Here is a 25,828-nt window from a genome sequence, read left to right as displayed (position 1 = left end):
TCCGAATGTCGTTACCCGAGAAAGTCCTGCTGGGTGATTCGCCGCTGAACTGGCGCCAGGTGGTGGCGGTGGCCCGTCACGGCGCCCGCCTGGAGCTGACCCCGGCAGCCTGGGCGCGCATCGAGAATGCCCGTGGCATCGTCGAACGTATCGTCGAACGGGGCGAACGCGCCTACGGGATCAGCACCGGCCTCGGCGCCCTGAGCGACATTGTGCTGAACGCCGAACAATTCGCCGCGCTGTCGCGAAACACGCTGCTCAGCCACGCCTGCGGCGTTGGTCCGGTCCTGGCAGACGAGCAGACGCGCGCCATCATCTGCTGCGCAATCGCCAACTACAGCCACGGCCACTCCGGCCTGCAGCGGCAAGTGGTGGAGGCGCTGCTGGCCCTGCTGAATCGTGGTATCACCCCGCGGGTGCCGTCCCAGGGTTCCGTGGGCTACCTGACCCACATGGCCCATGTCGGCATCGCCTTGCTCGGCGTCGGTGAAGTCAGCTACCGCGGTCGCGTGGTACCCGCTGTCGAAGCGCTCGCGGCCGAAGGTCTGGAGCCCGTGCGTCTGGGCGCCAAGGACGGGCTCTGCCTGGTCAATGGCCTGCCCTGCATGACCGGCCTGACCTGCCTCGCCCTGGACGACGCCGAGCGCCTGATGCGCTGGGCCGACGTGATCGGCGCCATGAGTTTCGAAGCCCTGCGCGGGCAGATCGCCGCCTTCGATCCGGACATCATCGCCCTCAAGCCGCATCCCGGCATGCAGGCGGTGGGCGCCAACCTGCTGGCCCTGCTTGCGGGCAGCGAGGTGGTCGCCGAAAGCCGCGGCGTCCGCACCCAGGACGCCCTGAGCATCCGCTCCATCCCGCAGGTGCATGGCGCCTGCCGTGACCAATTGGCCCACGCGGCGCGCCAGGTCGACACCGAATTGGCTGCGGCCAACGACAACCCGCTGCTGCTGGGCACGCCGGACGCCTACAAGGTGGTGTCCCAGGCCAACCCCCACGGCGAATCGGTCGCCATGGCGGCGGACCTGCTGGCCATCGCCGTGGCCGAGCTGGGCGGTATTGCCGAACGGCGCCTGGATCGCCTGGTCAACCCGCTGGTCAGTGGCCTGCCGGCCTTCCTGGTGAGTCAGCCCGGGGTTAACTCGGGAATGATGATCGCCCAATACGTGGCTGCCGCCCTGGTGGGCGAGAACCGCCAGCTGGCGCAACCCGCAGTTGTGGATAACTTCGTCACCTCCGGGCTGCAGGAAGACCACCTGAGCCTGGGCACCAACGCAGCCCTCAAATTGGGCCGGGCGCTGGAGAACTGCGGCCGCATCCTCGCCATCGAGTACCTGCTGGCCGCCCAGGCGTTCGAGTTCCACAAGCCCAGGGGCTTCGGTGTGGGCACCGCTGCCGCCTGGGAAACCCTGCGCGAGCGGGTGCCGGCCTATGACCAGGACCGTTGGCTGGCGCCGGATATCGCCCGTGCCGCTGATCTGCTGCGCGACGCCGCCGCCCTGGAGGGGATCGCCGCGCGCACTGGAGGACTGCAATGAAACACCTCTGGCAGAACTGCCATGCCGCGACCATGAAGGACGGTAAGTACGCGATCATCGAAGACGCGGTGCTGGTCACCTATTCCGGTCGTATCGAGTGGATCGGCCCGCGCGAGGCACTGCCGGCGATTCCCTATGACGTGGAAGTCGACCTCAACGGCGCTTGGGTCACCCCGGGGCTGATCGACTGCCACACCCACCTGGTCTTCGGCGGTGATCGCAGCCGCGAGTTCGAGCAGCGCCTGGAAGGCGTCAGCTACGCCGAGATTGCCGCCCAGGGTGGCGGCATCGCCAGCACCGTGCGCGCCACCCGTGAGGCCAGTGAGGACGAACTGCTGGAAAGCGCTACCCGTCGCGCCCGAAAGCTGCTGCGTGATGGCGTTACCACTCTGGAGGTGAAGTCCGGCTACGGCCTGGACCTGGCCAGTGAGCGCAAGATGCTGCGGGTCGCCCGGCGCCTGGGCGAGACGCTGCCGATGACCGTCCGCGCCACCTGCCTGGCGGCCCACGCTCTGCCGCCGGAATATGCCGGCCGCGCCGACGACTACATCGCGCATATCTGCGACGAGATGCTGCCGGCCCTGGCCGGCGAGGGGCTGGTGGATGCGGTGGACGCCTTCTGCGAACACCTGGCCTTTTCCCCGGCCCAGGTGGAGCGGGTGTTCAAGGTGGCCCGTGAGCTGGGCCTGCCGGTGAAGCTGCATGCCGAGCAGCTCTCGTCCCTGCATGGCTCCGCCCTGGCCGCGCGCTACCAGGCGCTGTCAGCGGACCACCTGGAGTACATGACCGAGGACGACGCCATTGCGATGGCAGCGGCCGGAACGGTCGCCGTGCTACTGCCAGGCGCCTTCTACCTGCTGCGGGAAACCCAGCTGCCGCCCATCGACGCACTGCGCAAGCACGGCGTGGCCATGGCGGTGTCCACTGACCTCAACCCTGGCACCTCCCCGGCGCTGTCGCTGCGGATGATGCTGAACATGGCCTGCACCTCGTTCCGCCTGACCCCGGAAGAGGCGCTTGCCGGTGCCACCCTGCACGCTGCCAAGGCCCTGGGCCTGGCCGACAGTCACGGCAGCCTGGAAGTGGGCAAGGTGGCCGACTTCATCGCCTGGGACATCGAGCGCCCGGCGGAACTCGCCTATTGGCTGGGCGGCGACCTGCCCAAGCGGGTGATTCGACACGGACAGGAGATCGACTGTGGATAACGTTCTGAGCTTCAGCCGCGGCAGCGCGCCGCTGCTGATCAGCATGCCGCACCCCGGCATCCTCCTGACCCCGGCGGTTGAGGCCGGCATGGTGGAGGCCGGCTGGGACCTTACCGATACCGACTGGCACATTCCGCGCCTGTATGACTTCGCTGCCGAGTTGGGCGCGAGCACGCTGGCGGCGCAGTATTCGCGCTATGTCATCGACCTCAATCGTCCGGCCGATGACAAGCCGCTCTATGCCACGGCCACCACCGGCCTCTATCCGGCCACCCTGTTCGATGGCGAGCCGCTCTACCGCGAGGGCGAAGAGCCCACTGCAGCAGAGCGCGCGCGTTATCTGGCGGAGATCTGGACGCCCTACCACCAGACCATCCGTGATGAGCTGGCGCGCATGAAAGCCGAGTTCGGTTACGCGCTGCTGTTCGACGCCCACTCCATCCGCTCTTTCGTTCCGCGCCTGTTCGATGGCCGGCTGCCGGACTTCAACCTCGGCACCAACGCCGGTGCCAGCTGCGATTCGGCCCTGGCCGAGGCGCTGGTGGCGGTTTGCGCCGATGCGCAGGACTACAGCCATGTGCTGAATGGGCGCTTCAAGGGCGGCCACATCACCCGCCACTACGGCCAGCCCGACCAGCACATCCACGCGGTTCAGCTGGAACTGGCCCAATGCACCTACATGGACGAGCAGGTGCCCTTCGACTACCGCGAAGACCTGGCCGTGCCGACCCAGACCGTGCTGCGCAAGCTGCTGCAGGCGATGTTGGCGTGGGGGCACCAGCGCTACGGCAGATGACCTGGACGAGACGATGTGTGCGCGGGAAGCGCTCTCGGCGTCCACACTGCATCAAAGGGCGCGGAGAAACTCCAGCATCAGCCTGCTGACTTCCGTGGCTCGCTCCTGCTGTATCCAGTGCCCGGCTTCCTCGAGCATGTGGCACCCGCGCAGCCCGGGCAGTGTTTTCGGAAAGGCAGCGATCAGCTGGGGGATCATCGGAAATCCGAGCACGGAGTCCCGAGCCCCGGCGATGAACAGCGACGGCTGCCGGACGATGCAGCCGCGCCAGGGCGCCATCAGTTCAGCGGAGAGCCGCATGGTCCGGTACCAGTTGAGCCCGCCGCGAAAGCCGGTGCGGCGGAATTCCCCCGTGTAGTGTGCGATGTCGTCTTCGGTTAGCCAGGTCGGCAGCCGCCTGGGTGCTTCCATGTGGTCGAGGAAGCCCTGCCCGGGGAGGCGGCCAAAGGCCGGCACACCGTGCCAATCCCCGGAGCCGCAATGGAGCAGCCGCCTGATGGTGGCTTCGGTATCCCGCTCCAACTCGGCTTCCGCCACACCAGGCGCCTGGAAGTACTGCAGGTAGTAGTCATGAATACCTCGGTCTTCCAGCGCTTTCAGAACATCCGTGGGATCGGGTGGCGCGAAGGGCACGCTCATGCCGATGACGGCGCGAAACAGGTCCGGTCTGGTCAGCGCAGCGCCCCAGGCCACCATTGCCCCCCAGTCGTGGCCGGCAATCACCGCCTGTCTTTCCCCCAGCACCCGGACCAGGTCCACCATGTCCCCGATCAGATGCAGCCGGGTGTAAGCCTCCACCTGCTGCGGCGCGTCGGTCCCGCCGTAACCGCGCATGTCCGGGGCGACGACCCGGAAACCGGCGGTCGAGAGCGCATCGAGCTGGTGCCGCCAGGCGTACCAGAGCTCCGGAAACCCATGGCACAGCAGCACGAGTGGCCCGGCACCCTGCATGGCGACCTGCATGCGGATGCCATTGACGCTGAGGGTTTCCAGGTGCGCAGTGGTCATGTTCGCGTCCCTTGTTCAGGTGAGCATTGCCATCAGCCGCGGCAGGTTTTCCACTCCCCGCTGCCGGGCATTCGCCAGCTTATGGAGCAGGGCGTGTCGTTCCGTGTCCTCCGGACGCAGATCGCGCATGACGGTGGTCATCAGAAACAGGCGTGACTTCCCAAGCCACTGGGTCAATCCCGGATCAGCGCGCCAGCGCACGAAGTTGTTCATGTAGCTCGCCCAGATCCTGATCCAGTCTTCGGGTAACCGGGGCGTGGGAACCGGTCCGCAAAAGGCGTTCTTTTCGCGGTCGTCCGCGAAGTGGCATTCGACATAAGCGGTCAGCGCGGCGGAAAAGACCGGCTGGTTGTTGCTGGTCAGGGTCAGGTTGATCCGTTCGGCGTCGAATACCCGCACCGGGTCCCAGCCGTCGAGGCCCCTTGCGCTGCAGTCCACATGCAAGGCGCCGGCGGGTACGTCGAGGGTGCCCTGCTCGAGCTCGATTCGTCCCGGCTCTATCGCTTGCACATGGCCCAGGCGCACCTTGTGGCGAATGCCGCGCAGGGCGCCCAGTTCTGCTTGCGATACGGTCGCCCCGCGATACGCCGTCGGTGTGACGGCAGGGTCGATGCGCAGGAGCTGGCCAGACTGCTCCAGCCGGTCGAACAGGTCAGGCAGGGACGTGGCGTCGGCGATGGCGTCGTACTGTGCCGCGACGCTCTGGACCACCTGTTCGAAATACTCCAGGCCGGGCTGAATATTCGCGCGATCCACCAGCCAGGCATCCTTGGGCATGATCCAGTAGATCGACTCCGGCGCCACGCCGTTCTGCAGCAGCCACACGCAGGTATCGATGCCGGTCTTGCCCGAGCCAACTACAACGTAGGCCGGGCAAGGCTGGCCGATTCGCGGCAGGTCATTGGGGGGCACGCAAGCCACCCCGCCGGCGACCCGGTACTTCGGGGGGTGGGTGGAGGGCACCTGGGTCCGGGCGTGCGTGCCGTCCACCAGTTTGCGCCGCACCTTTACCCGGTACTCCCGGCCACTGAGCAGGGAGACGAAGCGATGGTCGGACGCGCGATCACCGATGTAGTCGCACATGGGGTAGTAGCGCACGCGCCCCGAAAGCAGGAACTGCTGATTCATCACCTGCTCGTAGTAGCTGAGGATCTCTGCGCCGGAAGCCAGTTCGTACAGGCCATTGCCCAGTGCGGAGGCGTCCTTCCTGCCACTGCCGAGTTCGCGGGAATTGACTCCGTAGCAGGCCGAGGGCTGATGCAGTCGCACGAATGGATAGGCATCGTTCCAGTGGCCGCCGGGTTGGGCGTGCCGGTCCACCATCAGCACGGTGGCGTCAGATTCGCTGAGCAGGGTGTCGACGAAGGCCATTGCCGCAGCGCCAGCGCCGATCACCAGGTAGTCGACCTCCAGCAGGTTTGGGTCCATGGTGGCTGTCCTCGTGAAGATGAATGCCCCCAAACTCCCAAACTTAGTGCCATGGCGCCGGCAAACCAGACCAAGAGCTGATTGCTGCCATAGCCAACGGCTCTATGCCCCTTGTTGCTTGGCGCCTTCGCCGGTACTCGGGCGGCACTTGGCTCCGCCTGACGCTGCTCGCGCGCTAGCGCTGCAGGCCGAGGTGGCGGATCACCACTTCCTCGGCGGCCACCCGCTCCCACACATCATCCAGCAGTTCCGCCGGGTAGAAGGGCAGGGCAGCGAGTCCCTCGCGGCTGACCCAGCCCAGTTCACGAATCTCGAACTCGTCGCCGCCCAGACCATTCAGGTTGGCCAGGCTGAGTTCGCCGCGCCAGGCGTCGATCCGGTAGAACAGCTCCATGTGGAAGCGGCCCAGGGCCGGCTCGGCGAATTCCCGGACGTACACCAGCGGTCCGACCTCCACGTCCAGTCCGGTTTCCTCCTTGAACTCCCGGCGGACGGTGTCGCGGGTGGATTCGTCGCTCTGGGACTCGAAGCCGCCGCCCGGCGGGATCCAGTAGGTGTCGTCGCCCACCACGTGCTTGACCAGCAGGATGCGGCCGTCCCGCACCAGCAGGCCGGCGGCGCGGATGCGATGGGTGAGCGGCGCGCTCATTGCCAGTCCAGCCGGGCGAGCTTCCACTGGCCATCGTCCAGCCACCACTCCAGCTTTACTCCATAGTGGCGGGCACTGTCGGGAATCAGCGCTTCGGCGCCGGTGAGGGCCACTTGGGCCTCGGTGTAGCCTTTCTCGTGGTAGGTCGGATCGAGCCGGTTAGCTTTGCCGAGGGCGAGCACACTGACGTTCTTGTGGCGCATGAACAGCAGGGCCATGGTGCGCTTGGCCCAGTCGCGGTCGTTCTGCTGCTGGGCGATGAACTGCGGGTGCAACTGCTCCAGTACCGCACTGGTTTTCTTCGCTTCGAGGTTGTCCTGTAGTTGTTGCACCGCCGCATCCAGCTCTGCGGCCGGGTCGTTTCGGCCACAACCGGCTAGGATTGCCAGAACGCAGAGCGTCGGCAGCGCGAACTTCCTGAGTAGCATGCTGAACTCCTTTTTCCTCGTTATGATGCCCGCAGATTAGAAGGCCGGACTCGCCCAGGGGTCGACCTTACGCACAGTTTCGGGAGCCCAGCATGCAGACTTTGTATCCGGAGATAAAACCCTACGCCCGGCACGAGCTGGCGGTGGATGCGCCACACGTGCTCTATGTGGACGAGAGCGGCACGCCGGAAGGCTTGCCGGTAGTGTTCATCCACGGTGGGCCAGGGGCCGGTTGCGATGCCCTGAGCCGGCGCTTCTTCGATCCGAACCTGTACCGCATCGTCACGTTCGACCAGCGCGGCTGTGGCCGCTCCACGCCCCACGCGAACCTGGAAAAGAACACCACCTGGGACCTGGTGGCTGACCTCGAGCGCATCCGCCAGCATCTGGGCATCGACAAGTGGGTGCTGTTCGGTGGCTCCTGGGGTTCCACCCTGTCCCTGGCCTACGCCCAGGCGCACCCGGAGCGCGTGCTTGGCCTGATACTGCGGGGCATCTTCCTGTGCCGCCCGGAGGACTTCCACTGGTTCTACCAGGAGGGCTGCAGCCGTCTGTTCCCGGACTACTGGGAGGACTACCTGGCGCCGATTCCGGCCGAGGAGCACGGCAACCTGATGCAGGCCTTCCACAAGCGCCTGACCGGGCCGGACCAGATCGCCCAGATGCACGCCGCCAAGGCCTGGTCCACCTGGGAAGGCCGCACGGCCACTCTGCGACCCAGTGCGCCGGTGGTGGAGCGCTTCAGCGAGCCGATGCGCGCCCTGTCCATCGCCCGTATCGAATGCCACTACTTCGTCAACAACGCCTTCCTCGAACCCAACCAGCTGCTCCGCGACATGCCACGCATCGCCCATCTGCCGGGCGTGATCGTGCATGGCCGCTATGACGCCATCTGCCCGCTGGACAATGCCTGGGCGCTGCACAAAGCCTGGCCCAACAGCGAATTGCAGATCGTCCGCGACGCGGGTCATGCCGCGTCCGAGGCCGGCATCACCGATGCCCTGGTGCGTGCGTCGAACCAGATGGCTCGCCGCCTGCTGGACATGCCGCAGGACGAAGACGCCTGATGAAGGCGCTGCTGCAACGGGTCAGTGCCGCCCGTGTAGAGGTTGAAGGGGACGTGGCCGGCGCCATCGATCAGGGGCTGCTGGTGCTGGTGGGCATCGAGCCGCAGGACACCGAAGCCAGCGCCGACAAGCTACTGCACAAGCTGGTCAACTACCGCGTGTTTGCCGATGCCGAGGGCAAGATGAATTTGTCGCTCGGTGCGGTTGGCGGCGGCCTGCTGCTGGTCTCCCAGTTCACCCTGGCCGCCGATACCAAGAGCGGGCTGCGCCCGAGTTTCTCCACCGCTGCCGCACCGGCACGCGGCGAGGAACTGTTCGACTACCTGGTGCAGCAGGCGCGGCTCAAGCATCCGCAGGTGGCCACCGGCCGCTTCGGCGCCAACATGCAGGTGCACCTGGTCAACGACGGGCCGGTGACTTTCCTGCTCGAAAGCTGAGCTGGCTCGATATCTGCTTCCCGCGACTCGCCATCCACGGAGATGCGGTTTAGCATGCGCGCCATGCCCCGTCGTTCGTGGGCTGCACAACAACAACGAGCTGCCCATTAGGAGAAGGAATGAAGAAGTTTCTCGCGTCACTGCTGTTCGCCGCCAGCGCCCTGACCGGCCTGGCCCACGCTGGCATGGTCGATGATGCAGTCAAGCGCGGTACCCTGCGCGTCGGCATGGACCCGACCTACATGCCCTTCGAAATGACCAACAAGCGCGGTGAGATCATCGGCTTCGAAGTCGACCTGCTCAAAGCCATGGCCAAGGCCATGGGCGTCAAGCTGGAGCTGGTGTCCACCAGCTACGACGGCATCATCCCGGCCCTGCTGACCGACAAGTTCGACATGATCGGTTCCGGCATGACCCTGACCCAGGAGCGCAACCTGCGCATCAACTTCTCCGAGCCCTTCATCGTGGTCGGCCAGACCCTGTTGATCCGCAAGGAGCTGCAAGGCGACATCAAGTCCTACAAGGACCTGAACGATGCCAAGTACCGCATCACCTCCAAGATCGGCACCACCGGCGAAATGGTCGCCAAGAAGCTGATCGCCAAGGCTCAGTACCACGGCTTCGACAACGAGCAGGAAGCGGTGATGGACGTGGTCAACGGCAAGGCTGACGCCTTCATCTACGACGCCCCGTACAACGTGGTGGCGGTGAACAAGGCCGGCGCCGGCAAGCTGGTGTTCCTGGAAGAGCCCTTCACCTTCGAGCCCCTGGCCTTCGGCCTGAAGAAGGGTGACTACGACAGCATCAACTGGATCAACAACTGGATGCACCAGATCCGCCACGACGGCACCTACGATCGCATCCATGCCAAGTGGTTCAAGAAGACCGACTGGCTTAAAGAGATGGAATAAGTCAGCTGACGCTGGCTTTGACAGGCCCGGCCCACAAGGCCGGGCCTGCCTTTTGTACCCCGCCATGAGCGAGATTTCCCGTGACTAGTAAACATCGCCGCACCTGGCCCTGGCACGTCCTGACCGGTCTGATCCTGGTCGTGACGGGCTGGGGCCTCTGGTACTCCACTTCACTGATTTCCTACGAATGGCGCTGGAATCGCGTGCCCCAGTACTTCGCCTACCAGGCAGAGGAAGGTCAGCGCGCAGCCGACTACGGCAGCGTCAGCGCCATTGCCGATGCCGGCGATAACGCCCGTGTGACCCTGACCGCCGAGGGTGGTGAGGAACAGGTGCTGGAAGTGGCCCGCGACAGCCTGCAGGTGAGTCAGGGCGACGATGTTTCCGAAGGCGACCTGATTGGCGTGACCCGCCACTGGGCTGCCGGTCCGTTGCTCTGGGGGCTCTGGACCACCCTGTGGATTTCCGTGGCCTCCGGCGTCTTTGGCTTGCTGATTGGTCTGGTGACCGGCCTTTGCCGCCTGTCCAGCAACCCCACCCTGCGCGACCTTTCCACCGTGTACGTCGAACTGGTACGCGGTACGCCGCTGCTGGTGCAGATCTTCATTTTCTACTTCTTCATCGGTACCGTGCTGAACCTCTCCCGCGAGTTCGCCGGGGTGGCGGCGCTGGCGCTGTTCACCGGCGCCTATGTGGGTGAGATCGTCCGCGCCGGGGTGCAGTCCATCGCCCGCGGCCAGAACGAGGCCGCGCGCTCACTGGGGCTGACCGCGGGCCAATCCATGCGCCATGTGATCCTGCCGCAGGCCTTCAAGCGCGTGCTGCCGCCGCTGGCCGGGCAGTTCATCAGTCTGGTGAAGGACACCTCGCTGGTTTCGGTGATCGCCATCACCGAACTGACCAAGAGTGGCCGCGAAGCGATCACCACGTCCTTCTCCACCTTCGAGATCTGGTTCTGTGTCGCAGCCCTCTACCTCGTGATCAACCTGCCGCTGTCGCAAATCGCCAGCCGTCTGGAGCGGAGGCTCGGGAAAAGTGATTGAAGTCCGTAATCTGGTGAAAGTCTTCGATGCCCGCGGCCATGAAGTGCGGGCTGTGGATAACGTCACCACGCAGGTGAAGCGTGGTGAGGTCGTGGTGGTGATCGGTCCCTCGGGCTCGGGTAAATCCACCTTCCTGCGCTGCCTGAACGGCCTGGAAGAGCTGGACTCCGGTTCGGTGAGCATCGACGGCGTCGACCTCGCCAACCCGAAAACCGACGTGAACGCCTACCGCCGAGAGGTAGGCATGGTATTCCAACATTTCAATCTGTTCCCGCACATGACCGTGCTGGAGAACCTCTGCCTGGCTCAAAAGGTCGTGCGCAAGCGCGGCAAGGCCGAGCGCGAGGCCAAGGCCCAGGCGCTGCTGGCCAAAGTGGGCATCGCACAGAAGGCCAACGAATACCCCTCGCGTCTCTCGGGCGGCCAGCAGCAACGCGTGGCCATCGCCCGCGCCCTGTGCATGGAGCCCAAGGTGATGCTGTTCGACGAGCCCACTTCGGCTCTGGACCCGGAAATGGTCGGCGAAGTGCTGGACGTGATGAAGCAGCTCGCCCAGGAAGGCATGACCATGGTCTGCGTGACCCACGAAATGGGCTTCGCCCGCGAGGTTGCCGACCGGGTGCTGTTCTTCGATCACGGCAAGCTCCTGGAAGATGCGCCCCCCGCGCAGTTCTTCGAGAAGCCCCAGGACGCGCGCGCGCAGAGCTTCCTGCGGCAGGTGCTGTAGGGGCGAATTCATTCGCCAAGGGCGGCGCAGCTGCCCCTTTGACGCCCAAAGGCAGGCCTGCGGCCTGCTTGGCGATTCAAATCGCCCCTACAAGGAATGGGTACGGCTCAACGCCAGGCTTCAATGCAACGGCGTGGCCGGACGCAGTTCGTTCTCTTCCAGCCAGTCCTGGGCGAGCTCGCGCAGGCGGGCGGCTTCGAACTGGTGCCAGGCTTCCAGCAGTACCGGGTATTCCATCAGCACGTGGCGGAAGGTGCGTACGGGCTTGCGGCCCGCGAGGGCCTGTTGCAAGGCGGCGAAGGCGTGGGGATGGACCACTTCGCTGAGGAATTCCTGCATCAACGCCAGCTCATCGCCCTGGCCGAGCGGCTCCACCAGCAGGAAACGCTCTGGCTCGTCGCGCAGCAGGGCTTCGAGTTCGGGGTCGGCGTCTTCTTCGGGAATCAGCAGGACTTTGCCGCTGAGCAGGTCCAGGTAATGGTCGAGGCCGGCGGTGTTGAGGGCGAAGGCGAGTTGGTCGAGGTCGATGGTCAGCGGGCGCATGGCTCAATCTCGATGTCGAAAGGATGCCGCCAGCCTGCCTCAGAAAAGCCGGGCGAGCAATGCGGTTACCGCTGTCTCGACGCGCAGGATGCGCTCGCCGAGTTGCACCGGCTGCAGGCCGGCCTCGCGCAGTTTCTCCACTTCATAGGGAATCCAGCCGCCTTCCGGGCCAATGGCCAGGGTGATGGGGTGGCTAACCGCGCGCGGGCAGGGCGGGTAGTCGCCAGGATGGCCTACAAGACCCAGGGTGTTGGCGGCGAGTTGCGGCAGGCGGTCCTCGACGAAGGGCTTGAAGCGCTTCTCGATGATTACCTCGGGCAGGACGGTATCCCGCGCCTGTTCCAGCCCCAGGATCAACTGCTCACGGATGGCAGCTGGTTCGAGGAAGGGGGTTTGCCAGAAACTCTTTTCCACGCGGTAGCTGTTCAGCAGCACCAGGCGCGGCACGCCCATGGCAGCAACGGTCTGGAACACGCGGCGGAGCATCTTTGGCCGTGGCAGCGCCAGCAGCAGGGTGATGGGCAGCTTCGCAGGAGGCGACTGGTCGAGGCTGACTTCCAGTTCTGCGCGGCTGGCTTCGAGGCTCAGCAGGCGGCCCTGACCCATTTGTCCGCCAAGGCGGCCAACTCGCAGGCTGTCGCCGGTCTCGGCGCGGTGTACCTCATGCAGGTGCTTGAGGCGACGGCCTTCGAGGCGTGCGCGGTCCGCCGCGATGAAGTCGGCGTCTTCGAGTAGAAGCAGATTCACGGGCGGGTAGCAGGCGGTTGGTCGCCGTCTTCGGGTTCTTCGGCGCCGTCATCCGGATGGTCGCCGCGCTTGCGGATCATGCCGCCGAAGAACACGCCGACTTCGAACAGCAGCCACATGGGCACGGCCAGCAGGGTCTGCGAGAAGATGTCCGGCGGGGTCAGGATCATGCCCACGACGAAGCAGCCAATGATCACGTAGGGGCGGATGCGCTTGAGGTAGGCAACGTCGACGATGCCGATCCAGATCAGCAGGATCACCGCCACGGGAATCTCGAAGGCCACTCCGAAGGCGAAGAACAGCGTCATCACGAAGTCGAGGTAGCTGCTGATGTCAGTCATCATCGACACGCCTTCCGGGGTCACGCTGGCGAAGAAATGGAAGATCAGCGGGAACACCAGGAAGTAGGCGAAAGCCATGCCGGCGTAGAAGAGGACGATGCTCGACACCAGCAGCGGCAGGGCAATGCGTTTCTCGTGCTTGTACAGGCCCGGTGCGATGAAGCCCCAGACCTGGTGCAGGATGACCGGCATGGCGAGGAAAAGCGCCACCACCATCGTCAGTTTGAATGGCGTGAGGAAGGGCGAAGCCACGTCGGTGGCGATCATGGTCGCGCCTTCCGGCAGGTACTGGCGCAGGGGCGCGGATACCAGGGTGTAGATCTTCTGGGCGAAGTAGAACAGGCCGGCGAAGATCAGGAAGATCGCCGCCACGCAGCGCAACAGGCGCGTACGCAGTTCGGTGAGGTGCGAGACCAGGGGCATTTCCTGGTCTTGTTCCGGCTTCTGGTCGCTCATGGGATGCGGGACGGCTGCTGCGGTTCGATGGGGGCCTGTGGCTGGGGAGCCGACGTGGCGTTGGGCGCCTGGGCGGGCGTGCCCGGGCCGGGCTGGTTCGGCGTGGCCGGAGCTGGAACCGGAGCTGCCGCAGTCGCCGCCGGAGCTGGCGCTGCTGTTGCCGGTGCTGCTTGCGCGGCCGGTGCTGCGGGTGCGGGGTTCGCGGGAGCGGGAGCGGGCGGCGCAGTGTCGCTTTCAGGCTCGGCTTCGGAAAGCAGGGATTCGGCGGTCGGAGGCACAATGCTCTCCTTGATCTGCTTCTCCAGCGCCATGATGTGTTCGTTATGCAGCTGGCGACGGATCTCGTCGGCGCCGATTTCGCGCTCGACCTCGGTCTTGATCGCATTGAAGCTGCGTTTCAGGCGACCGATCCACAGGCCGGCGGTGCGCGCCGCGCCGGGCAGCCGTTCAGGCCCGAGCACCAGGAGGGCGATCAGGCCAATCAGCAGCAGTTCACCAAAGCTGATACCGAACATGGGGCATCAATCCTTGCGGGTCACCGGGTCCTGCACCTTCTGCGCCTGACCGTCGATGGTGTGCGGCTGGTTCAGCGGGGTGTTGGATTGCTGCGCGGCGGGTTGCTCGGGCTTGGCACCTTCTTCTTCGGTGTTCATCGCCTTGCGGAAGCCCTTGATGGCGTCGCCGACGTCGGAGCCAAGGGTCTTCAGGCGCTTGGTGCCGAATACCAGGACGACGACGATGAGAATGACCAGCCAGTGTTTCCAGTCGAAAATACCCATGGAGTGTTCCTCTTGATTGTCTTTGTCAGGCGGAAGGCTCGCGGGCAGCCTTTTCGGCGTGCCCGGACAGGCCAAAGCGACGGTCCAGTTCATCGAGCACGGCCTGCGGGTGCTGGCCGAGGGCGGCGAGCATGACCAGGCTGTGGAACCAGAGGTCGGCGGTTTCGTAGATCAGGTCGCTGTGGTTGCCGCTGACGGCGGCGTCCTTGGCGGCGAGGATGGTTTCCACCGCTTCTTCGCCGACCTTTTCCAGGATCTTGTTCAGGCCCTTGTGGTACAGGCTGGCGACATAGGAGCTGTCAGGCGCGGCATTCTTGCGCTCTTCCAGCACTTCGGCCAGGCGGGCGAGGGTATCACTCATGGCTGTGTCCTGCGGCGTAGATGGCATGCGGGTCCTTGAGCACGGGGTCGACGGTCTTCCATCCGCCGTCCTCGAAGACGCGGTAGAAGCAGCTTTCGCGTCCAGTATGGCAGGCGATGCCGCCCAGTTGCTCGACCAGCAGGATGATGACGTCGGCGTCGCAGTCCAGGCGCAGCTCGTGGAGGCGCTGCACATGGCCGGACTCCTCGCCCTTGCGCCACAGCTTGCCACGGGAGCGTGACCAGTAGATGGCGCGATGCTCGGCAACGGTGAGGGCGAGGGCTTCGCGGTTCATCCAGGCCATCATCAGCACGCGGCCCGTCTTGTGGTCCTGGGCAATCGCCGGGACCAGGCCTTCGGTATTCCAGTGAATCTCTTCCAGCCAGTCTTTCATCGTGTCTTCCACAACTGGGCCGGCCTCACGCGGCCGGCACTCGGATCGAAATAGTGTGCCAGTGCCACTCGGGGCTGGCTATCGGCGCAGCACCAGATATAGACCGCCGGCCAGCATCAGCCAGCTGGGCCAGGTTTCGGCCGTGGGGGCCAGGCCTTGCGTGGCTGCGCCGGCGATCAGCAGGGCACCGAGCAGACGTGCCGGCCACTGGGCGCCAATCGGTTGTTCGACCTTCTGCGGGGCGCCTGTAGGCCGGGCCAGGCGCTCCAGCGTGTCGCGCGCAATCTGCGACAGGTGCGGCACCTGCTCGGCCTGTTGCTGCAGGTTGCGCAGCAGGTGCAAAGGGCTGACCCGTTCGCGCATCCAGCGCTCGAGGAACGGCTGCGCAGTACTCCACAGGTCCAGGTCGGGGTAGAGCTGGCGGCCCAGGCCTTCGATGTTCAACAGGGTTTTCTGCAGCAGCACCAGTTGCGGCTGGACTTCCATATTGAAGCGGCGCGCGGTCTGGAAGAGGCGTAGCAGCAGCTGACCGAAGGAGATGTCCTTGAGCGGCTTCTCGAAGATCGGTTCGCAGACCGTGCGGATGGCCGCCTCGAAATCGTTGACCTTGGTTTCTGGCGGCACCCAGCCGGAATCGATGTGCAACTGCGCCACGCGGCGGTAGTCGCGCTTGAAGAAGGCGATCAGGTTGCGCGCGAGGTAGTCCTGGTCCTCGGGGGTGAGGCTGCCGATGATGCCGCAGTCAATGGCGATGTACTGCGGATTCCAGGGCTGGCGGGTGGCAACGAAGATGTTGCCGGGGTGCATGTCGGCGTGGAAGAAGCTGTCGCGGAACACCTGGGTGAAGAAGATCTCGACGCCGCGCTCGGCCAACAATTTCATGTCGGTGCGCTGGTCGGCGAGGGTGGCCAGGTCGGTCACGGGGATGCCGTAGATGCGTTCCATCACCAGTACCTTGGGGCGGCACCAGTCCCAGTAGACCTGCGGGACGTAGAGCAGCGGCGAGCCGTCGAAGTTGCGCCGCAGCTGGCTGGCGTTGGCCGCTTCGCGGAGCAGGTCGAGCTCGTCGTAGATGGTCTTCTCGTAGTCGCTTACCACTTCCACTGGGCGCAGGCGGCGGGCATCGGCGGACACGCGCTCGGCCAGGCCTGCGAGCGTGAACAACCAGGCGAGGTCCTGGCGGATGATCGGCCGTAGGTTGGGGCGGATCACCTTGACGACCACTTCCTCGCCGCTCTTGAGCTGGGCTGCGTGGACCTGGGCCACCGAAGCCGAGGCCAGCGGCTCGACGTCGAAGCGGGCGAACACTTCGCTGACTTTGGCGCCGAGTTGTTCCTCGATGCGCTCAACGGCCTTCGCCGGTGCGAATGGCGGTACCTGGTCCTGCAGGCGCGCCAGTTCATCGGCCATATCCGGCGGCATCAGGTCGCGACGTGTGGAGAGCAATTGGCCGAACTTGATGAAGATCGGGCCGAGGTCTTCCAGGGCCAGACGCAGGCGCTCGCCACGGGACAGGGTCAGTTCCTTGCGCGGTAGCCAGCGCCAGGGCAGGACATAGCTCAGCGTGCGCAGCCACCAGGGCAGCGGCAGTTCGAGCAGCAGGTCATCGAGGCGGTAGCGGATGACGACCTGCTGGATGCGCAACAGGCGGCGGGCGGCGAGCAGCTTCATGCGTTGGGCTTGAGTCTCTGGTTCAGACGCTCGACGCGGGCGTCGAGGCGGTCGAGGGCGAGCTTGAGGCGATCCAGTTCAGCGAAGCGCGCGTCGGCTTCACGGCGGCCCACCAGGGTACGTGACTCCTCGGCCAGGTAGTCGGCGAGGTTCTGGCGCAGGCTTTCCAGGCCCTGTCCGGCCCAATTTACGCGGCTCTTCAGGTGGCCGGCGAGCAGTTGGGTACCGACCGGGCCTAGCCAACGCGACAGCTCATACTCCCAGTCCAGTTCCAGGTCCTGGAGGATGGCGGCCAGTTCCAGCAGCGCAGCACTGTCGCCTTCCAGGGTGACTTCCGGGCTGTGCAGGACGGCGGTCTTCTCCCGCGTGGTGGCCAGCTTCAACAGGCTGCTTGCTGGCGCGCGCAGGCGGCAATCGGCAGGGGCGGACCAGTGGGCGGAAAGCTTAAGGCCATCGCCGCCGGGAAGCAGGAAAAGGGTGAGTGCCGGGCTCTGGCAGTCGACTTCGATGACACTGCCTTCCAGAGCGGCCATGCGCGGCAACGCGGTGCTGTCCAGGGTCAGCACCCGGTTGAGGCCGAGCTCGATACCGGCCAGCAGCGCCTGGGTCAGCATCAGGGCTTGATGCCGCGGTGCAGGGCGACGATGCCGCCGGTCATGTTGTGGTAGGTGACGCGTTCGAAGCCGGCCTCGACCATCATCGCTTTCAGGGTTTCCTGGTCAGGGTGCATGCGGATCGACTCGGCCAGGTAGCGGTAGCTTTCGGCGTCGTTGGTGATCAGCTTGCCCATCAGCGGCAGGAGGCTGAAGGAGTAAGCGTCATAGGCCTTGGACAGCAGACCGCTGGTGGGTTTGGAAAACTCCAGGACCAGCAGGCGGCCGCCCGGTTTGAGCACGCGCAGCATGGAACGAATGGCTTCGTCCTTGTGGGTGACGTTGCGCAGGCCGAAGGCGATGGTGACCACGTCGAAGTGGTTGTTGGGGAAGGGCAGCTTCTCGGCATCGGCCTGGACGAAGCTGACGTTGCCGGCGACGCCACTGTCCAGCAGCTTGTCGCGGCCCACCTTGAGCATGGAGGCGTTGATGTCGGCCAGCACCACTTCGCCGGTCACGCCTACCAGGCGCGAGAACTGGCGGGTGAGGTCACCAGTGCCGCCGGCGATGTCCAGCACGCGGTTGCCCGGGCGGACTCCGGACAGCTCGATGGTGAAGCGCTTCCACAGGCGGTGGACGCCGCCGGACATCAGGTCGTTCATCAGGTCGTACTTGGCTGCCACCGAGTGGAACACCTCGGCGACCCTGTCGGCCTTCTGGCTCTCGGGGACCTGTTGATAGCCGAAGTGGGTCGTGGGTTCGGCGTCGTTGCCTTTACGAGGATCGGTCATGTCGCTGCCACCGGAATTGAATGGCGGTCATTCTAATGCCCGCGTCCGGCTTTGTCTTGGCAACGGCGTGCGGCGGCCAGGGTGGGCGCGCTATAGTCGCGCGACCGAAAGTCGCAGTCAGGAGTTGTCAATGTCCCGTATCCACGTCGAACGTTTCCATTCCCTAGGCCACGAGGCCGTCCGGGAGAAAGCCGAAAAACTGGCTGAGCGCCTGGCGCGCGAGTACGACGTGCGTTACCAGTGGCGCGGCGACACCCTGGAGTTCAAGCGCAGCGGCGCCGAAGGGGCGATCGAGGTGAGTAGTGCCAAGGTGCGTGTGGAGGTCAAGCTGGGCCTGTTGCTGTCCGCTATGAGCGGGAGCATCAAGCGGGAAATCGAGAAGGCGCTGGATGAGTATCTGGTCTGAACCAGGACTTTCTTCGGGGTCGCTTTGCGGCCCTTCGCCAATGGACTCGCTCCCGCCCGCACCTCGGCCGGAATGCCTCATCCCGCGGCTAGTATGCGGTTTCTAATTTTCCTCGCTACCTTGCGCTCAAGTCCTGAAAAAGGGCGAGTCATCTACCATTCCGCGTGAGGTGCACCATGGCCAAAGTAGCCGTCAAGAAGAAAGTCGAGAAAGCCGAAAGCAAGTCCACCGTCGTTGCCGACGTGAAGCTCTATGCCCGCAAGATCTGGCTGGCTGGCCTGGGTGCCTACGCCAAGGCTGGCGCCGAGGGTGTCGACTACTTCAAGGAGCTGGTGAAGGCCGGCGAAGGCGTCGAGAAGCAGGGTAAGAAGCTGGTGGACGAGCAGGTCGAAGCCGCCAACACTCAGTTCGACAGCGTCAAGAACAGCGTCACCGGCGTGAAGGAAAAGGTCGAGGTTCAACTCGACAAGATCGAGAAGGCTTTCGACAACCGAGTGGCCAGTGCCCTCAACCGCATTGGTATTCCCTCCCGGCAGGACGTTGAGGCACTCTCTGCTAAGCTTGATGAGCTGAGCGCGTTGCTCGAGCACGTCGCGCGAACCAAATAAGGAGAGCAGGATGGCTGGCAAAAAGAAAACCGATAAAGACACCAACTCCTGGATCGGCGAGATCGAGAAATACTCGCGCCAGATCTGGCTGGCTGGCTTGGGGGCCTACTCGAAGATCAGCAACGACGGCAACAAGCTGTTCGATACACTGGTCAAGGACGGTGAGAAGGCTGAAAAGCAGGCCAAGACCGAGGTGGACAAGCAAGTAGACGCGGTCAGGTCGAAGGTCGGCTCCCGCGTGGGTACGGCCAAGTCCAAGGTCGAAGAGGTCAAGGGCAAGGCGATCGGCAAATGGGGCGAGCTGGAAGAGGCTTTCGACAAGCGTCTGAACAGTGCCATTTCCCGTCTTGGCGTGCCCAGCCGCACTGAAGTGAAGGATCTGCAAGGCAAGGTGGATGCCCTGACCAAGCAGCTCGAGAAACTCACGGGCGTGTCGGCCAAATCGGTCAAGCCTGCAGTTAAGGCGGCTGCCAAACCTGCGGCTAAACCCGCTGCCAAGCCGGCTGCCAAGGTCGCCGCTGCGAAACCTGCAGCCAAGGCCGCGGCCGCCAAACCCGCCGCTGCGAAGCCTGCAGCCAAGCCTGCTGCCAAAGCCGCGGCGAAACCGGCTAACAAGCCGGCCGCAACGGCTAAACCGGCAGTGAAAGCCGCTGCCAAACCTGCTGCCGCGAAGCCAGCTGCCGCTGCCAAACCGGCCGCAGTGAAGCCCGCTGCCAAGCCGGCGGTTGCCAAACCTGCTGCCGCCAAGCCTGCCGCCGCGAAGAAACCTGCAGTGAAGAAGCCCGCTGCGCCAAAGGCTGCCAAGCCTGCTGCACTTGCCGCGAGCCCGGCTCCGTCTGCTCCGGCCGCCGCAGCTGCTCCGGCTCCCAGCGTGGTACCGGCGGCACCGGCGGCACCGGCTCCGGCAGCATCGGCAACACCGCCGACCAGCCAGTCCTGAGCTTTATCGGTATGACGCAAACGCCCGGCTTGTCCGGGCGTTTGCGTTTCAGCCTTCCAGATAGCGCCTGGCCAGGCTCTCTGCGGCGTGTCGCGCGCCGGGCCGCAGATGCGGAGCGACCAGCATCATCACCTGATAGACCACCAGACGAATCTCGCCGCCGCTGCCCAGCACACGTTGGTAGTCGAGGGAGAACAACAGCGTAAGGGTGATCTGCTCCACCAGTTGGCCAAGGGCGTCGGTATCACTGGTCAGCTGATGCTCCGCCTTGAGCCGGGCCAGAAGAGAGGCCAGGGTCCGTTTGAGGTCGTTCAGCCAATTGCGCATGCCGCGGGCCAGCTTCGGCAGGCGTCCGGCCAGGTTGGACAGGTCTTGGAACAGGAAACGGTACTGGGACAGGCGCTCGACGATCAGGTGCAGGAACAGCCAGTAGTCCTCGGCGTCGAGTTGTGCGTCGGCGGGTGGGTCGAGCAACGGCGCGAGTTCGTCCTGGAATCGCGCGAACAACTCCATCACCAGCGGTTCCTTGCCATGGAAGTGGTAGTAGAGGTTGCCAGGGCTGATGCCCAGTTCGGTGGCGATTTCCAGGGTGGTGACGTTGGGTTCGCCGTTGCGGTTGAACAGGTCGAGGGCGCATTCGAGGATGCGGTCGCGGGTTTTCATCCAGGGTTCTTGCCAAACGTTCCGTAGAAGGGGGAAGGACCGGTCGGTGCATTGCCCGGCCGGTCTTCAAGGGTGTCATCGCACGTGTACATAGGTGCCAGGCGCGGCTTCCATGGGCGGGTAGTCCTGGTTGCCCAGGGCCATGATGGTTTCCCGCTGCTCGCCGGAGCGCTCCTGGATCCAGCCCATCCACTGCTGCCACCAACTGCCTTGTACGTGTTTGGCGTCGTAGTACCAGGCGCGTGGGTCGGAGGTCAGCTTGCCATTCTCGTAGAAGTTGGCCTTGGGGTTGCCCGGCGGGTTGAGGATGCTCTGGATGTGGCCGCTGTTGGACAGCACGAAGCGGCTGTCGCCGCCCAGCAGCAGGGTCGAGCGGTAGACCGCGTCCCAGGGCGTGATGTGGTCGTTGATGCCTGCGACGCTGAAACTGTCTACCGTGACTTTCTGCAGATCGATCGGGGTGCCGCAGATTTCCAGGCCGCCGCTGCGGGCCAACGGGTTGTGCTTGAAGAAATCCAGCATGTCGCCGTGCAGCGCCGCGGGCAGGCGGGTGTTGTCATTGTTCCAGTAGAGGATGTCGAAGGCCGGGGGTTCGCGACCCAGCAGGTAGTTGTTGACGAAGTAGTTCCACACCAGGTCGTTGGGACGCATCCAGGCGAAGACCTTGGCCATATCCTTGCCGTCCAGCACGCCTGCCTGGTACGAACGGCGCTTGGCAGCTTCCAGGGTTTGCTCGTCGGCGAAGAGCGCTGCGGGGCTGTCCACTTGACTGTCCAGCAGGCTGACCAGGTAGGTTGCACTGGTGACTTTGCGCAACTGGCGGCGGGCTTGCAGGTGGCCCTGAAGTGCGGCGATGGTCAGTCCGCCAGCGCAGGCACCTATCAGGTTGACTTCCTTGCTGCCGGTGATCGCGCGGCAGGCTTCGAAGGCTTCTTCCAGCGCCTGCACGTAGGTGGACAGGCCCCATTCGCGATGGCGTGCATCGGGGTTGCGCCAACTCACCATGAACACCTGCAGACCGTTCTTCAGGGCGTACTGGACGAAGCTCTTGTCCGGGGCGAGGTCGAAGATGTAGTACTTGTTGATTTGTGGAGGCACCACCAGCAACGGGCGCAGGTACTGCTTTTCGCTCATGGGCTTGTACTGGATCAGTTCCAGCAGCTCGTTGCGGAAGACCACCGCGCCGGAGGTCGTGGCGAGGTTACGGCCAACCTCGAAGGCATGCTTGCTGACCTGGCTGGGCATTCCGTCGTTGTGCAGCAAGTCGTCTACCAGGTGGCTGAGCCCCTTGATCAGGCTGAAACCGCCGGTGTTGAAGAGCTCCTTCACGGCCAGCGGGTTGAGCAGGCTGTTGGTGGGGGAGAGGGCGTCGCTCAATTGGGCGAGGACGAAACGGGCGCGGGCGCGGTCGTCGTCGCTGAGGTCGCTCTCGTCAATCCAGGCGCTGAGCTGCTTCTGCCAGGCCAGGTAGACCTGCAGGCCGCGGCGGTAGAAGGGGTTGTGCTGCCAGGAGGGGTCGACGAAGCGGCTGTCCTGCGGATTTGGCTGGTGCAGGGTATCGCCGAGCAGCACGCGACCGACCTGGCCGCCAAAGGCGATCACATGCCGTGCGCTGTGCACCGGATGCCGCAGTCCTTGCAGTGCCAGGTTGCGTACGGTGGAAAACAGATCCTTGCCGCGCAGGCCGACAATCGCGTTCTGTGCATTCATGAAGGCGGCAGGAACCGGCAAGGTGCCCGGGATTTGTTTTTCTCGCATGGGGCAACGCTCCGTATTCGGTCCGTGGTTCTGGAGGTCTACAGCAAAGGTTGTACCATCAGTAGCTCGAAGTGCATTCCAGACTATCGCGGGCAGAATTCAAGTTGATGACAATGCGCACCGCTCTGGTTCGGGCGTCAATGCACCGCCCCACAAGGGAGCGGTTGCGGTGTTAACCGCTCCGTAGCGACACAGCCTGGGGGTGGATTACCGCCCGCTGACGTTCCTCGGCGAGGAACTTCATGATGATCGGCGCCACCGTTTCAGCGCGGGTCACCAGGAACAGGTGGCCGTCGTCGATCACGTGGAGTTCTGCATTGGGGATGCGCCAGGCCAGCAAGCGCATGTTCACCAGCGGGATGATCGGGTCGTCGTCGCCGGCCAGCACCAGGGTGGGTTGGCGGATGCGGTGCAGCCAATGGATGCTGGTCCAGCCGAGCCCGGCGAAAAGCTGCCAGTAATAGCCCAGCTTGCCGGATGAGCGCACTTTGCTGGCGTGGGCCATGGCCAGGCTGGGATCACGGCGGAAGGCGCCGCCGTAGATGTCCGGGGCGATATGCACGCCGTAGGACGGCTGGATGTAGCGTCGCGGACTGGCCATGCGCCAGAGCACCTTGGGTTTGCCCGGCACCATCACGGCACCGGCTGAGGTGGCCGCGAGGATTAGCTTCTTGCAGCGCTCCGGATAATCGTGAGCGAACTGCTGGGCCAGGGCGCCGCCCCAGGACACGCCAATGGCGCTGACCTGGCCGTAGTCCAGGTAATCCAGCATGCGCGCGGCGAGCTTGGCCAGACCGGAGAAGCGGTAGGGCGTACTCGGGGTGGACGATCCGCCGACACCGGGCACGTCGAAGGCGATCACCTCCAGGTCCGGGTCGAGTGCCTGGACGAAGGGGAACACCAGTTCGAGGTTGGCGCCGATGCCGTTGAAGATCAGCAGCGGCGTCATGTGCGACTGACCTGGGCGTACGGCGGTACGGATGGTTTGGCCGTCCAGGTCGATGGTTCGGAATACGAAAGGTAGCGGCATGCGCGGAGCCCTATTGATTAGAAAGTCGGGAGAAACCAACCGTGGCTTCTCCCGAATCCGCCAGGCTATGCCTGACCAACGCCACTGGCAGTTGCCAGCGGCGCGCAAGGCACATCCCGGTGCCATGGGCAGTGGTGCGCAGGGCGCAATCTCTCATCGCTCGTGCACATAGGTGCCGGGCGAGGCTTCACCGGCCGGGAAGGCCTTGTTGCCCAGGGTGAAGCTGGCTTTCTTGGTCTTGCCGGAGCGTTCGCCGATCCACTGCTGCCAATGCAGCCACCAGGAGTCAGCGTGCTTGGTCGCATTCTCCAGCCAGACCTTCGGATCCTTCGGCATCTCGCTACCCGTGGAGAAGCGTGCCTTGGGGTTGCCCGGTGGGTTGAGAATGCTCTGGATGTGGCCGCTGTTGGACAGCACGAACTCGCATTTGCCGCCCAGTAGCAGTGCCGAGCGGTAGCAGGCTTCCCAGGGGGTAATGTGGTCGGTGGTGCCGGCAAGGCAGAAGAAGTCGCTGGTGACTTGCTTCAGGTCGATGGGCGTGCCGCAGACCTCCAGGGCGTTCGGACGGGTCAGGGCATTGGTCTTGAACATCTCCACCAGTTCGCCATGGAACGCTGCAGGCAGGCGCGTGGTGTCGTTGTTCCAATAGAGGATGTCGAAGGCCGGCGGTTCGTTGCCAAGCAGGTAGTTGTTGACCCAGTAGTTCCAGATCAGATCGTTGGGGCGCATCCAGGCGAAGACCTTGGCCATATCCTTGCCTTCCAGTACGCCGGCCTGGTACGAGCGGCGCTTGGCGGCTTCGAGGGTCTGTTCATCGGCGAACAGCGCTACCTGGGAATCGAGGTTGAAGTCGAGCACGCTGACCATTTGGGTGAAGGCATTGACCTTGTTCTCACCAATGGCCTGGTAGTGGCCGAGCAGGGCGACCGTGGTGATACCGCCGGAGCACGCGCCGAGCATGTTGAGGTCCTTGGCGCCGGTGATCTTCAGGATGACGTCGATGGCCTCCTTGAGGGCCTCGATGTACGTGGACAGGCCCCACTCGCGCTGCGCCTTGGTCGGGTTGCGCCAGCTGACGATGAAGGTCTGCAGGTTGCTGCGCAGGCAGAAGCGCGCCAGGCTCTTCTCCGGCGACAGGTCGAAGACGTAGAACTTGTTGATCTGGGGCGGCACCACGAGTAGCGGGCGTTCGTACACGCTCTCGGTGATGGGCTTGTACTGGATCAGTTCCAGCACATCATTGCGGAAGACCACCGCACCTTCGGTCGTGGCGAGGTTCTGGCCGACCTCGAAGGCATCCATGTTGACCTGGCTCGGCATGCCGCCGTTGTTCACCATGTCCTTGGCCAGATGGGAAAGGCCATCCAGCAGGCTTTTGCCGCCGGTCTCGAAGAACCGTTTGACTGCGGCCGGGTTGGCCATGCTGTTGGTGGGCGCCATGGCCTCTGTCATCAGGTTGATGACGAAGTGGCCGCGACTGGTGTCCTGTTCAGAGAGTTCGCTTTGCTCGATCCAGCTATGCAGCTCCTTGCGCCAGGCGAGGTAGGTCTGAAGATAGCGTTTGTACAGCGGGTTCTGGCTCCAGGCCGGATCATTGAAACGACGGTCATCGGCTTCCGGTTGCAGACCGGACTGGCCAAGCAACACGTTCTTCAATTCCAGGCCGAAATGGGCGACGTGTTTTGCACTGTGGAAAGGTTGCTTGATGGCTTGCAACAGCACCATCCGTGCTGAAGACAGCAGGTCCTTGCCGCGGATACCTATCACCGGATTGAGGTTCAGGGTGTTGTCCGAGGCCTGGCGCTGCAGGTCTTCATTGTTCTTGTTGCTCATCTACGACGCTCCATTGTCCTGAGTCGAACAGCGCCCTGGCGGATTAGCGCGCTGACACGCTCGGGTTACCGGGAAGGCGAAGCGAACTTCGCGTATTTCTCTGTATCTGGCGATGCCAAATGCATGGAACTTGCCAGAACTTGGTTACCCGAGTTTGTCAGTTTGCGCAAGCGGACCGCAGAGAGTTCGCTGCAGCGGGAGTATGTCGCGAGCGTTTAGAAAATGCGCCCTAACCTTGGGCGGCAAGGGCCGGGATGGGGCGCGGCCTGCACCGCTTCAGAGCATGAGTTTGACCACCGATTCGTCAGGGTCGCGCGAACGGCCCGCAGCTGCGAGCTCTTGCAGATAGTCGTTCCACAGCGCTTCCTGACGGGTGGCGAGCTGATAGAGGTAGTCCCAGGTGAAGAGGCCGCTGTCGTGGCCGTCGTCGAAGGTCAATTTCAGGGCATAGTTGCCGGCCGGTTCCAGCTTGCTCAAGCCGACATTCAGCTTGCCGTACTGGAGGATGGGCTTGCCGTGACCCTGGACCTCTGCCGAGGGAGAGTGCACGCGCAGGAACTCGGCGCTCAGGGTGTAGCTTTCCTCCGGGCCGTACTTCAGGGTCAGGGTCCTGGAGGCCTTGTGCAGTTCGATACCGCTGGGGATTCGCATTTCGAAGTCTCCAAAAAACAGAAAGC

30 protein-coding genes are annotated in these 25,828 nt (G+C 64.3%); 11 read left to right on the top strand and 19 right to left on the bottom strand.

Annotated features, from left to right (window positions below; translation table 11 throughout):
• Positions 1–5 precede the first annotated feature (5 nt).
• From hutH to hutG, 3 genes are read left to right on the top strand one after another with little or no spacing between them, the layout of a single operon-like run.
• Positions 6–1,538 carry a histidine ammonia-lyase gene (gene hutH, locus AAHM40_RS05180; protein ID WP_342243708.1) on the top strand — a complete coding sequence of 511 codons (1,533 nt, stop codon included), beginning with the start codon at positions 6–8 and terminating at the stop codon, positions 1,536–1,538.
• Positions 1,535–2,743 (top strand): imidazolonepropionase, encoded by a 1,209-nt coding sequence (gene hutI / locus AAHM40_RS05175; protein ID WP_342243707.1) that lies wholly within the window; start codon positions 1,535–1,537, stop codon positions 2,741–2,743. The genes hutH and hutI overlap by 4 nt, the downstream gene beginning before the upstream one ends.
• On the top strand, positions 2,736–3,539 hold the full coding sequence (gene hutG / locus AAHM40_RS05170) for an N-formylglutamate deformylase (protein ID WP_342243706.1): 804 nt from the start codon (positions 2,736–2,738) through the stop codon (positions 3,537–3,539). The genes hutI and hutG overlap by 8 nt, the downstream gene beginning before the upstream one ends.
• A 51-nt stretch (positions 3,540–3,590) precedes the next feature.
• On the opposite strand, the gene AAHM40_RS05165 is transcribed toward hutG, so the two are convergent.
• The 4 genes from AAHM40_RS05165 to AAHM40_RS05150 form a co-directional block, all read right to left on the bottom strand.
• Positions 3,591–4,547 carry an alpha/beta fold hydrolase gene (locus tag AAHM40_RS05165; RefSeq protein ID WP_342243705.1) on the bottom strand — a complete coding sequence of 319 codons (957 nt, stop codon included), beginning with the start codon at positions 4,545–4,547 and terminating at the stop codon, positions 3,591–3,593.
• A 15-nt stretch (positions 4,548–4,562) separates the two neighbouring features.
• Complete coding sequence (locus AAHM40_RS05160; RefSeq protein ID WP_342243704.1) at positions 4,563–5,975, bottom strand: FAD/NAD(P)-binding protein; 1,413 nt, start codon at positions 5,973–5,975, stop codon at positions 4,563–4,565.
• A 175-nt stretch (positions 5,976–6,150) separates the two neighbouring features.
• A complete protein-coding gene (locus tag AAHM40_RS05155; protein WP_342243703.1) occupies positions 6,151–6,624 on the bottom strand; it encodes an NUDIX hydrolase in 474 nt (157 codons plus the stop codon).
• Positions 6,621–7,052, bottom strand: a complete 432-nt coding sequence (locus AAHM40_RS05150; protein ID WP_342243702.1) for a hypothetical protein — start codon at positions 7,050–7,052, stop codon at positions 6,621–6,623. Before AAHM40_RS05150 ends, AAHM40_RS05155 begins: the two co-directional genes overlap by 4 nt.
• A 92-nt stretch (positions 7,053–7,144) precedes the next feature.
• On the opposite strand from AAHM40_RS05150, the gene pip reads away from it, so the two are divergent.
• The 5 genes from pip (at position 7,145) to AAHM40_RS05125 (ending at position 11,237) form a co-directional block, all read left to right on the top strand.
• Positions 7,145–8,119 carry a prolyl aminopeptidase gene (gene pip / locus AAHM40_RS05145; protein ID WP_342243701.1) on the top strand — a complete coding sequence of 325 codons (975 nt, stop codon included), beginning with the start codon at positions 7,145–7,147 and terminating at the stop codon, positions 8,117–8,119.
• A complete protein-coding gene (dtd, locus tag AAHM40_RS05140; protein ID WP_342243700.1) occupies positions 8,119–8,556 on the top strand; it encodes a D-aminoacyl-tRNA deacylase in 438 nt (145 codons plus the stop codon). The genes pip and dtd overlap by 1 nt, the downstream gene beginning before the upstream one ends.
• A 119-nt stretch (positions 8,557–8,675) precedes the next feature.
• Entirely contained in the window at positions 8,676–9,467 is a 792-nt protein-coding gene (locus AAHM40_RS05135; protein ID WP_342243699.1) for a transporter substrate-binding domain-containing protein, read from the top strand.
• Between the two features lie 80 nt (positions 9,468–9,547).
• Positions 9,548–10,510 (top strand): amino acid ABC transporter permease, encoded by a 963-nt coding sequence (locus AAHM40_RS05130; RefSeq protein WP_342243698.1) that lies wholly within the window; start codon positions 9,548–9,550, stop codon positions 10,508–10,510.
• Positions 10,503–11,237: an amino acid ABC transporter ATP-binding protein gene (locus tag AAHM40_RS05125; protein ID WP_342243697.1), complete on the top strand. Its 735-nt coding sequence runs from the start codon at positions 10,503–10,505 to the stop codon at positions 11,235–11,237. The genes AAHM40_RS05130 and AAHM40_RS05125 overlap by 8 nt, the downstream gene beginning before the upstream one ends.
• A gap of 120 nt (positions 11,238–11,357) precedes the next feature.
• On the opposite strand, the gene AAHM40_RS05120 is transcribed toward AAHM40_RS05125, so the two are convergent.
• The 10 genes from AAHM40_RS05120 to ubiE all read right to left on the bottom strand — a co-directional run bounded on the left by AAHM40_RS05120 (position 11,358) and on the right by ubiE (position 17,913).
• On the bottom strand, positions 11,358–11,780 hold the full coding sequence (locus AAHM40_RS05120; protein WP_342243696.1) for a UPF0158 family protein: 423 nt from the start codon (positions 11,778–11,780) through the stop codon (positions 11,358–11,360).
• Between the two features lie 39 nt (positions 11,781–11,819).
• Positions 11,820–12,527, bottom strand: coding sequence for a 16S rRNA (uracil(1498)-N(3))-methyltransferase (locus AAHM40_RS05115; protein WP_342243695.1), 708 nt, complete (start codon positions 12,525–12,527; stop codon positions 11,820–11,822).
• Positions 12,524–13,324, bottom strand: coding sequence for a twin-arginine translocase subunit TatC (gene tatC, locus AAHM40_RS05110; protein ID WP_342243694.1), 801 nt, complete (start codon positions 13,322–13,324; stop codon positions 12,524–12,526). The genes AAHM40_RS05115 and tatC overlap by 4 nt, the downstream gene beginning before the upstream one ends.
• Positions 13,321–13,839 (bottom strand): Sec-independent protein translocase protein TatB, encoded by a 519-nt coding sequence (tatB, locus tag AAHM40_RS05105; RefSeq protein ID WP_342243693.1) that lies wholly within the window; start codon positions 13,837–13,839, stop codon positions 13,321–13,323. The genes tatC and tatB overlap by 4 nt, the downstream gene beginning before the upstream one ends.
• A 6-nt stretch (positions 13,840–13,845) precedes the next feature.
• Positions 13,846–14,103 (bottom strand): twin-arginine translocase TatA/TatE family subunit, encoded by a 258-nt coding sequence (locus tag AAHM40_RS05100; RefSeq protein WP_028629820.1) that lies wholly within the window; start codon positions 14,101–14,103, stop codon positions 13,846–13,848.
• 25 nt (positions 14,104–14,128) lie between these two features.
• Entirely contained in the window at positions 14,129–14,464 is a 336-nt protein-coding gene (locus AAHM40_RS05095; protein WP_342243692.1) for a phosphoribosyl-ATP diphosphatase, read from the bottom strand.
• Entirely contained in the window at positions 14,457–14,858 is a 402-nt protein-coding gene (hisI, locus tag AAHM40_RS05090; RefSeq protein WP_342243691.1) for a phosphoribosyl-AMP cyclohydrolase, read from the bottom strand. The genes AAHM40_RS05095 and hisI overlap by 8 nt, the downstream gene beginning before the upstream one ends.
• A 78-nt stretch (positions 14,859–14,936) precedes the next feature.
• A complete protein-coding gene (gene ubiB / locus AAHM40_RS05085) occupies positions 14,937–16,529 on the bottom strand; it encodes a ubiquinone biosynthesis regulatory protein kinase UbiB (protein ID WP_342243690.1) in 1,593 nt (530 codons plus the stop codon).
• A complete protein-coding gene (locus tag AAHM40_RS05080; RefSeq protein WP_342243689.1) occupies positions 16,526–17,143 on the bottom strand; it encodes a ubiquinone biosynthesis accessory factor UbiJ in 618 nt (205 codons plus the stop codon). The genes ubiB and AAHM40_RS05080 overlap by 4 nt, the downstream gene beginning before the upstream one ends.
• Positions 17,143–17,913, bottom strand: a complete 771-nt coding sequence (gene ubiE / locus AAHM40_RS05075) for a bifunctional demethylmenaquinone methyltransferase/2-methoxy-6-polyprenyl-1,4-benzoquinol methylase UbiE (protein WP_342243688.1) — start codon at positions 17,911–17,913, stop codon at positions 17,143–17,145. Before ubiE ends, AAHM40_RS05080 begins: the two co-directional genes overlap by 1 nt.
• Before the next feature lie 130 nt (positions 17,914–18,043).
• Between ubiE and AAHM40_RS05070 the strand changes: the two genes are divergently transcribed.
• From AAHM40_RS05070 to AAHM40_RS05060, 3 genes are all read left to right on the top strand, one after another.
• Entirely contained in the window at positions 18,044–18,319 is a 276-nt protein-coding gene (locus AAHM40_RS05070) for a polyhydroxyalkanoic acid system family protein (RefSeq protein WP_342243687.1), read from the top strand.
• 176 nt (positions 18,320–18,495) lie between these two features.
• On the top strand, positions 18,496–18,927 hold the full coding sequence (locus AAHM40_RS05065; RefSeq protein WP_342243686.1) for a phasin family protein: 432 nt from the start codon (positions 18,496–18,498) through the stop codon (positions 18,925–18,927).
• Positions 18,928–18,937: 10 nt separating this feature from the next.
• Positions 18,938–19,867 (top strand): phasin family protein, encoded by a 930-nt coding sequence (locus AAHM40_RS05060; protein ID WP_342243685.1) that lies wholly within the window; start codon positions 18,938–18,940, stop codon positions 19,865–19,867.
• Between the two features lie 48 nt (positions 19,868–19,915).
• On the opposite strand, the gene AAHM40_RS05055 is transcribed toward AAHM40_RS05060, so the two are convergent.
• The 5 genes from AAHM40_RS05055 to AAHM40_RS05035 form a co-directional block, all read right to left on the bottom strand.
• Complete coding sequence (locus AAHM40_RS05055; RefSeq protein ID WP_342243684.1) at positions 19,916–20,530, bottom strand: TetR/AcrR family transcriptional regulator; 615 nt, start codon at positions 20,528–20,530, stop codon at positions 19,916–19,918.
• Between the two features lie 75 nt (positions 20,531–20,605).
• Complete coding sequence (phaC, locus tag AAHM40_RS05050; protein WP_342243683.1) at positions 20,606–22,288, bottom strand: class II poly(R)-hydroxyalkanoic acid synthase; 1,683 nt, start codon at positions 22,286–22,288, stop codon at positions 20,606–20,608.
• 172 nt (positions 22,289–22,460) lie between these two features.
• On the bottom strand, positions 22,461–23,318 hold the full coding sequence (gene phaZ / locus AAHM40_RS05045) for a poly(3-hydroxyalkanoate) depolymerase (protein ID WP_342243682.1): 858 nt from the start codon (positions 23,316–23,318) through the stop codon (positions 22,461–22,463).
• A gap of 153 nt (positions 23,319–23,471) precedes the next feature.
• The gene (gene phaC / locus AAHM40_RS05040) at positions 23,472–25,151 is read right to left on the bottom strand and encodes a class II poly(R)-hydroxyalkanoic acid synthase (protein ID WP_342243681.1); all 1,680 of its coding nucleotides are present in this window, start codon (positions 25,149–25,151) and stop codon (positions 23,472–23,474) included.
• Between the two features lie 276 nt (positions 25,152–25,427).
• On the bottom strand, positions 25,428–25,802 hold the full coding sequence (locus AAHM40_RS05035; RefSeq protein ID WP_342243680.1) for a DUF971 domain-containing protein: 375 nt from the start codon (positions 25,800–25,802) through the stop codon (positions 25,428–25,430).
• Between the last annotated feature and the right edge of the window lie 26 nt (positions 25,803–25,828).

Source organism: Pseudomonas sp. OTU5201 (assembly GCF_038440135.1).
Classification (GTDB): Bacteria; Pseudomonadota; Gammaproteobacteria; order Pseudomonadales; family Pseudomonadaceae; genus Metapseudomonas; species Metapseudomonas resinovorans.
The sequence above is the reverse complement of the archived record's forward strand: the minus strand, read 5'-3'. Positions and strand labels throughout refer to the sequence as shown.

Excerpts from the sequence above, each read along its gene's own strand:
- pip (WP_342243701.1), top strand. The coding sequence starts at position 7,145 with ATGCAGACTTTGTATCCGGAGATAAAACCCTACGCCCGGCACGAGCTG.
- dtd (WP_342243700.1), top strand. The coding sequence starts at position 8,119 with ATGAAGGCGCTGCTGCAACGGGTCAGTGCCGCCCGTGTAGAGGTTGAA.
- AAHM40_RS05165 (WP_342243705.1), bottom strand. The coding sequence starts at position 4,547 with ATGACCACTGCGCACCTGGAAACCCTCAGCGTCAATGGCATCCGCATG.
- AAHM40_RS05100 (WP_028629820.1), bottom strand. The coding sequence starts at position 14,103 with ATGGGTATTTTCGACTGGAAACACTGGCTGGTCATTCTCATCGTCGTC.
- phaC (WP_342243683.1), bottom strand. The coding sequence starts at position 22,288 with ATGCGAGAAAAACAAATCCCGGGCACCTTGCCGGTTCCTGCCGCCTTC.
- ubiE (WP_342243688.1), bottom strand. The coding sequence starts at position 17,913 with ATGACCGATCCTCGTAAAGGCAACGACGCCGAACCCACGACCCACTTC.
- phaC (WP_342243681.1), bottom strand. The coding sequence starts at position 25,151 with ATGAGCAACAAGAACAATGAAGACCTGCAGCGCCAGGCCTCGGACAAC.
- tatC (WP_342243694.1), bottom strand. The coding sequence starts at position 13,324 with ATGAGCGACCAGAAGCCGGAACAAGACCAGGAAATGCCCCTGGTCTCG.
- AAHM40_RS05160 (WP_342243704.1), bottom strand. The coding sequence starts at position 5,975 with ATGGACCCAAACCTGCTGGAGGTCGACTACCTGGTGATCGGCGCTGGC.
- AAHM40_RS05055 (WP_342243684.1), bottom strand. The coding sequence starts at position 20,530 with ATGAAAACCCGCGACCGCATCCTCGAATGCGCCCTCGACCTGTTCAAC.
- phaZ (WP_342243682.1), bottom strand. The coding sequence starts at position 23,318 with ATGCCGCTACCTTTCGTATTCCGAACCATCGACCTGGACGGCCAAACC.
- AAHM40_RS05060 (WP_342243685.1), top strand. The coding sequence starts at position 18,938 with ATGGCTGGCAAAAAGAAAACCGATAAAGACACCAACTCCTGGATCGGC.
- AAHM40_RS05120 (WP_342243696.1), bottom strand. The coding sequence starts at position 11,780 with ATGCGCCCGCTGACCATCGACCTCGACCAACTCGCCTTCGCCCTCAAC.
- hutH (WP_342243708.1), top strand. The coding sequence starts at position 6 with ATGTCGTTACCCGAGAAAGTCCTGCTGGGTGATTCGCCGCTGAACTGG.
- hutI (WP_342243707.1), top strand. The coding sequence starts at position 1,535 with ATGAAACACCTCTGGCAGAACTGCCATGCCGCGACCATGAAGGACGGT.
- hisI (WP_342243691.1), bottom strand. The coding sequence starts at position 14,858 with ATGAAAGACTGGCTGGAAGAGATTCACTGGAATACCGAAGGCCTGGTC.
- tatB (WP_342243693.1), bottom strand. The coding sequence starts at position 13,839 with ATGTTCGGTATCAGCTTTGGTGAACTGCTGCTGATTGGCCTGATCGCC.
- AAHM40_RS05135 (WP_342243699.1), top strand. The coding sequence starts at position 8,676 with ATGAAGAAGTTTCTCGCGTCACTGCTGTTCGCCGCCAGCGCCCTGACC.
- AAHM40_RS05155 (WP_342243703.1), bottom strand. The coding sequence starts at position 6,624 with ATGAGCGCGCCGCTCACCCATCGCATCCGCGCCGCCGGCCTGCTGGTG.
- AAHM40_RS05095 (WP_342243692.1), bottom strand. The coding sequence starts at position 14,464 with ATGAGTGATACCCTCGCCCGCCTGGCCGAAGTGCTGGAAGAGCGCAAG.
- AAHM40_RS05070 (WP_342243687.1), top strand. The coding sequence starts at position 18,044 with ATGTCCCGTATCCACGTCGAACGTTTCCATTCCCTAGGCCACGAGGCC.
- AAHM40_RS05065 (WP_342243686.1), top strand. The coding sequence starts at position 18,496 with ATGGCCAAAGTAGCCGTCAAGAAGAAAGTCGAGAAAGCCGAAAGCAAG.
- AAHM40_RS05035 (WP_342243680.1), bottom strand. The coding sequence starts at position 25,802 with ATGCGAATCCCCAGCGGTATCGAACTGCACAAGGCCTCCAGGACCCTG.
- AAHM40_RS05150 (WP_342243702.1), bottom strand. The coding sequence starts at position 7,052 with ATGCTACTCAGGAAGTTCGCGCTGCCGACGCTCTGCGTTCTGGCAATC.
- ubiB (WP_342243690.1), bottom strand. The coding sequence starts at position 16,529 with ATGAAGCTGCTCGCCGCCCGCCGCCTGTTGCGCATCCAGCAGGTCGTC.
- AAHM40_RS05080 (WP_342243689.1), bottom strand. The coding sequence starts at position 17,143 with ATGCTGACCCAGGCGCTGCTGGCCGGTATCGAGCTCGGCCTCAACCGG.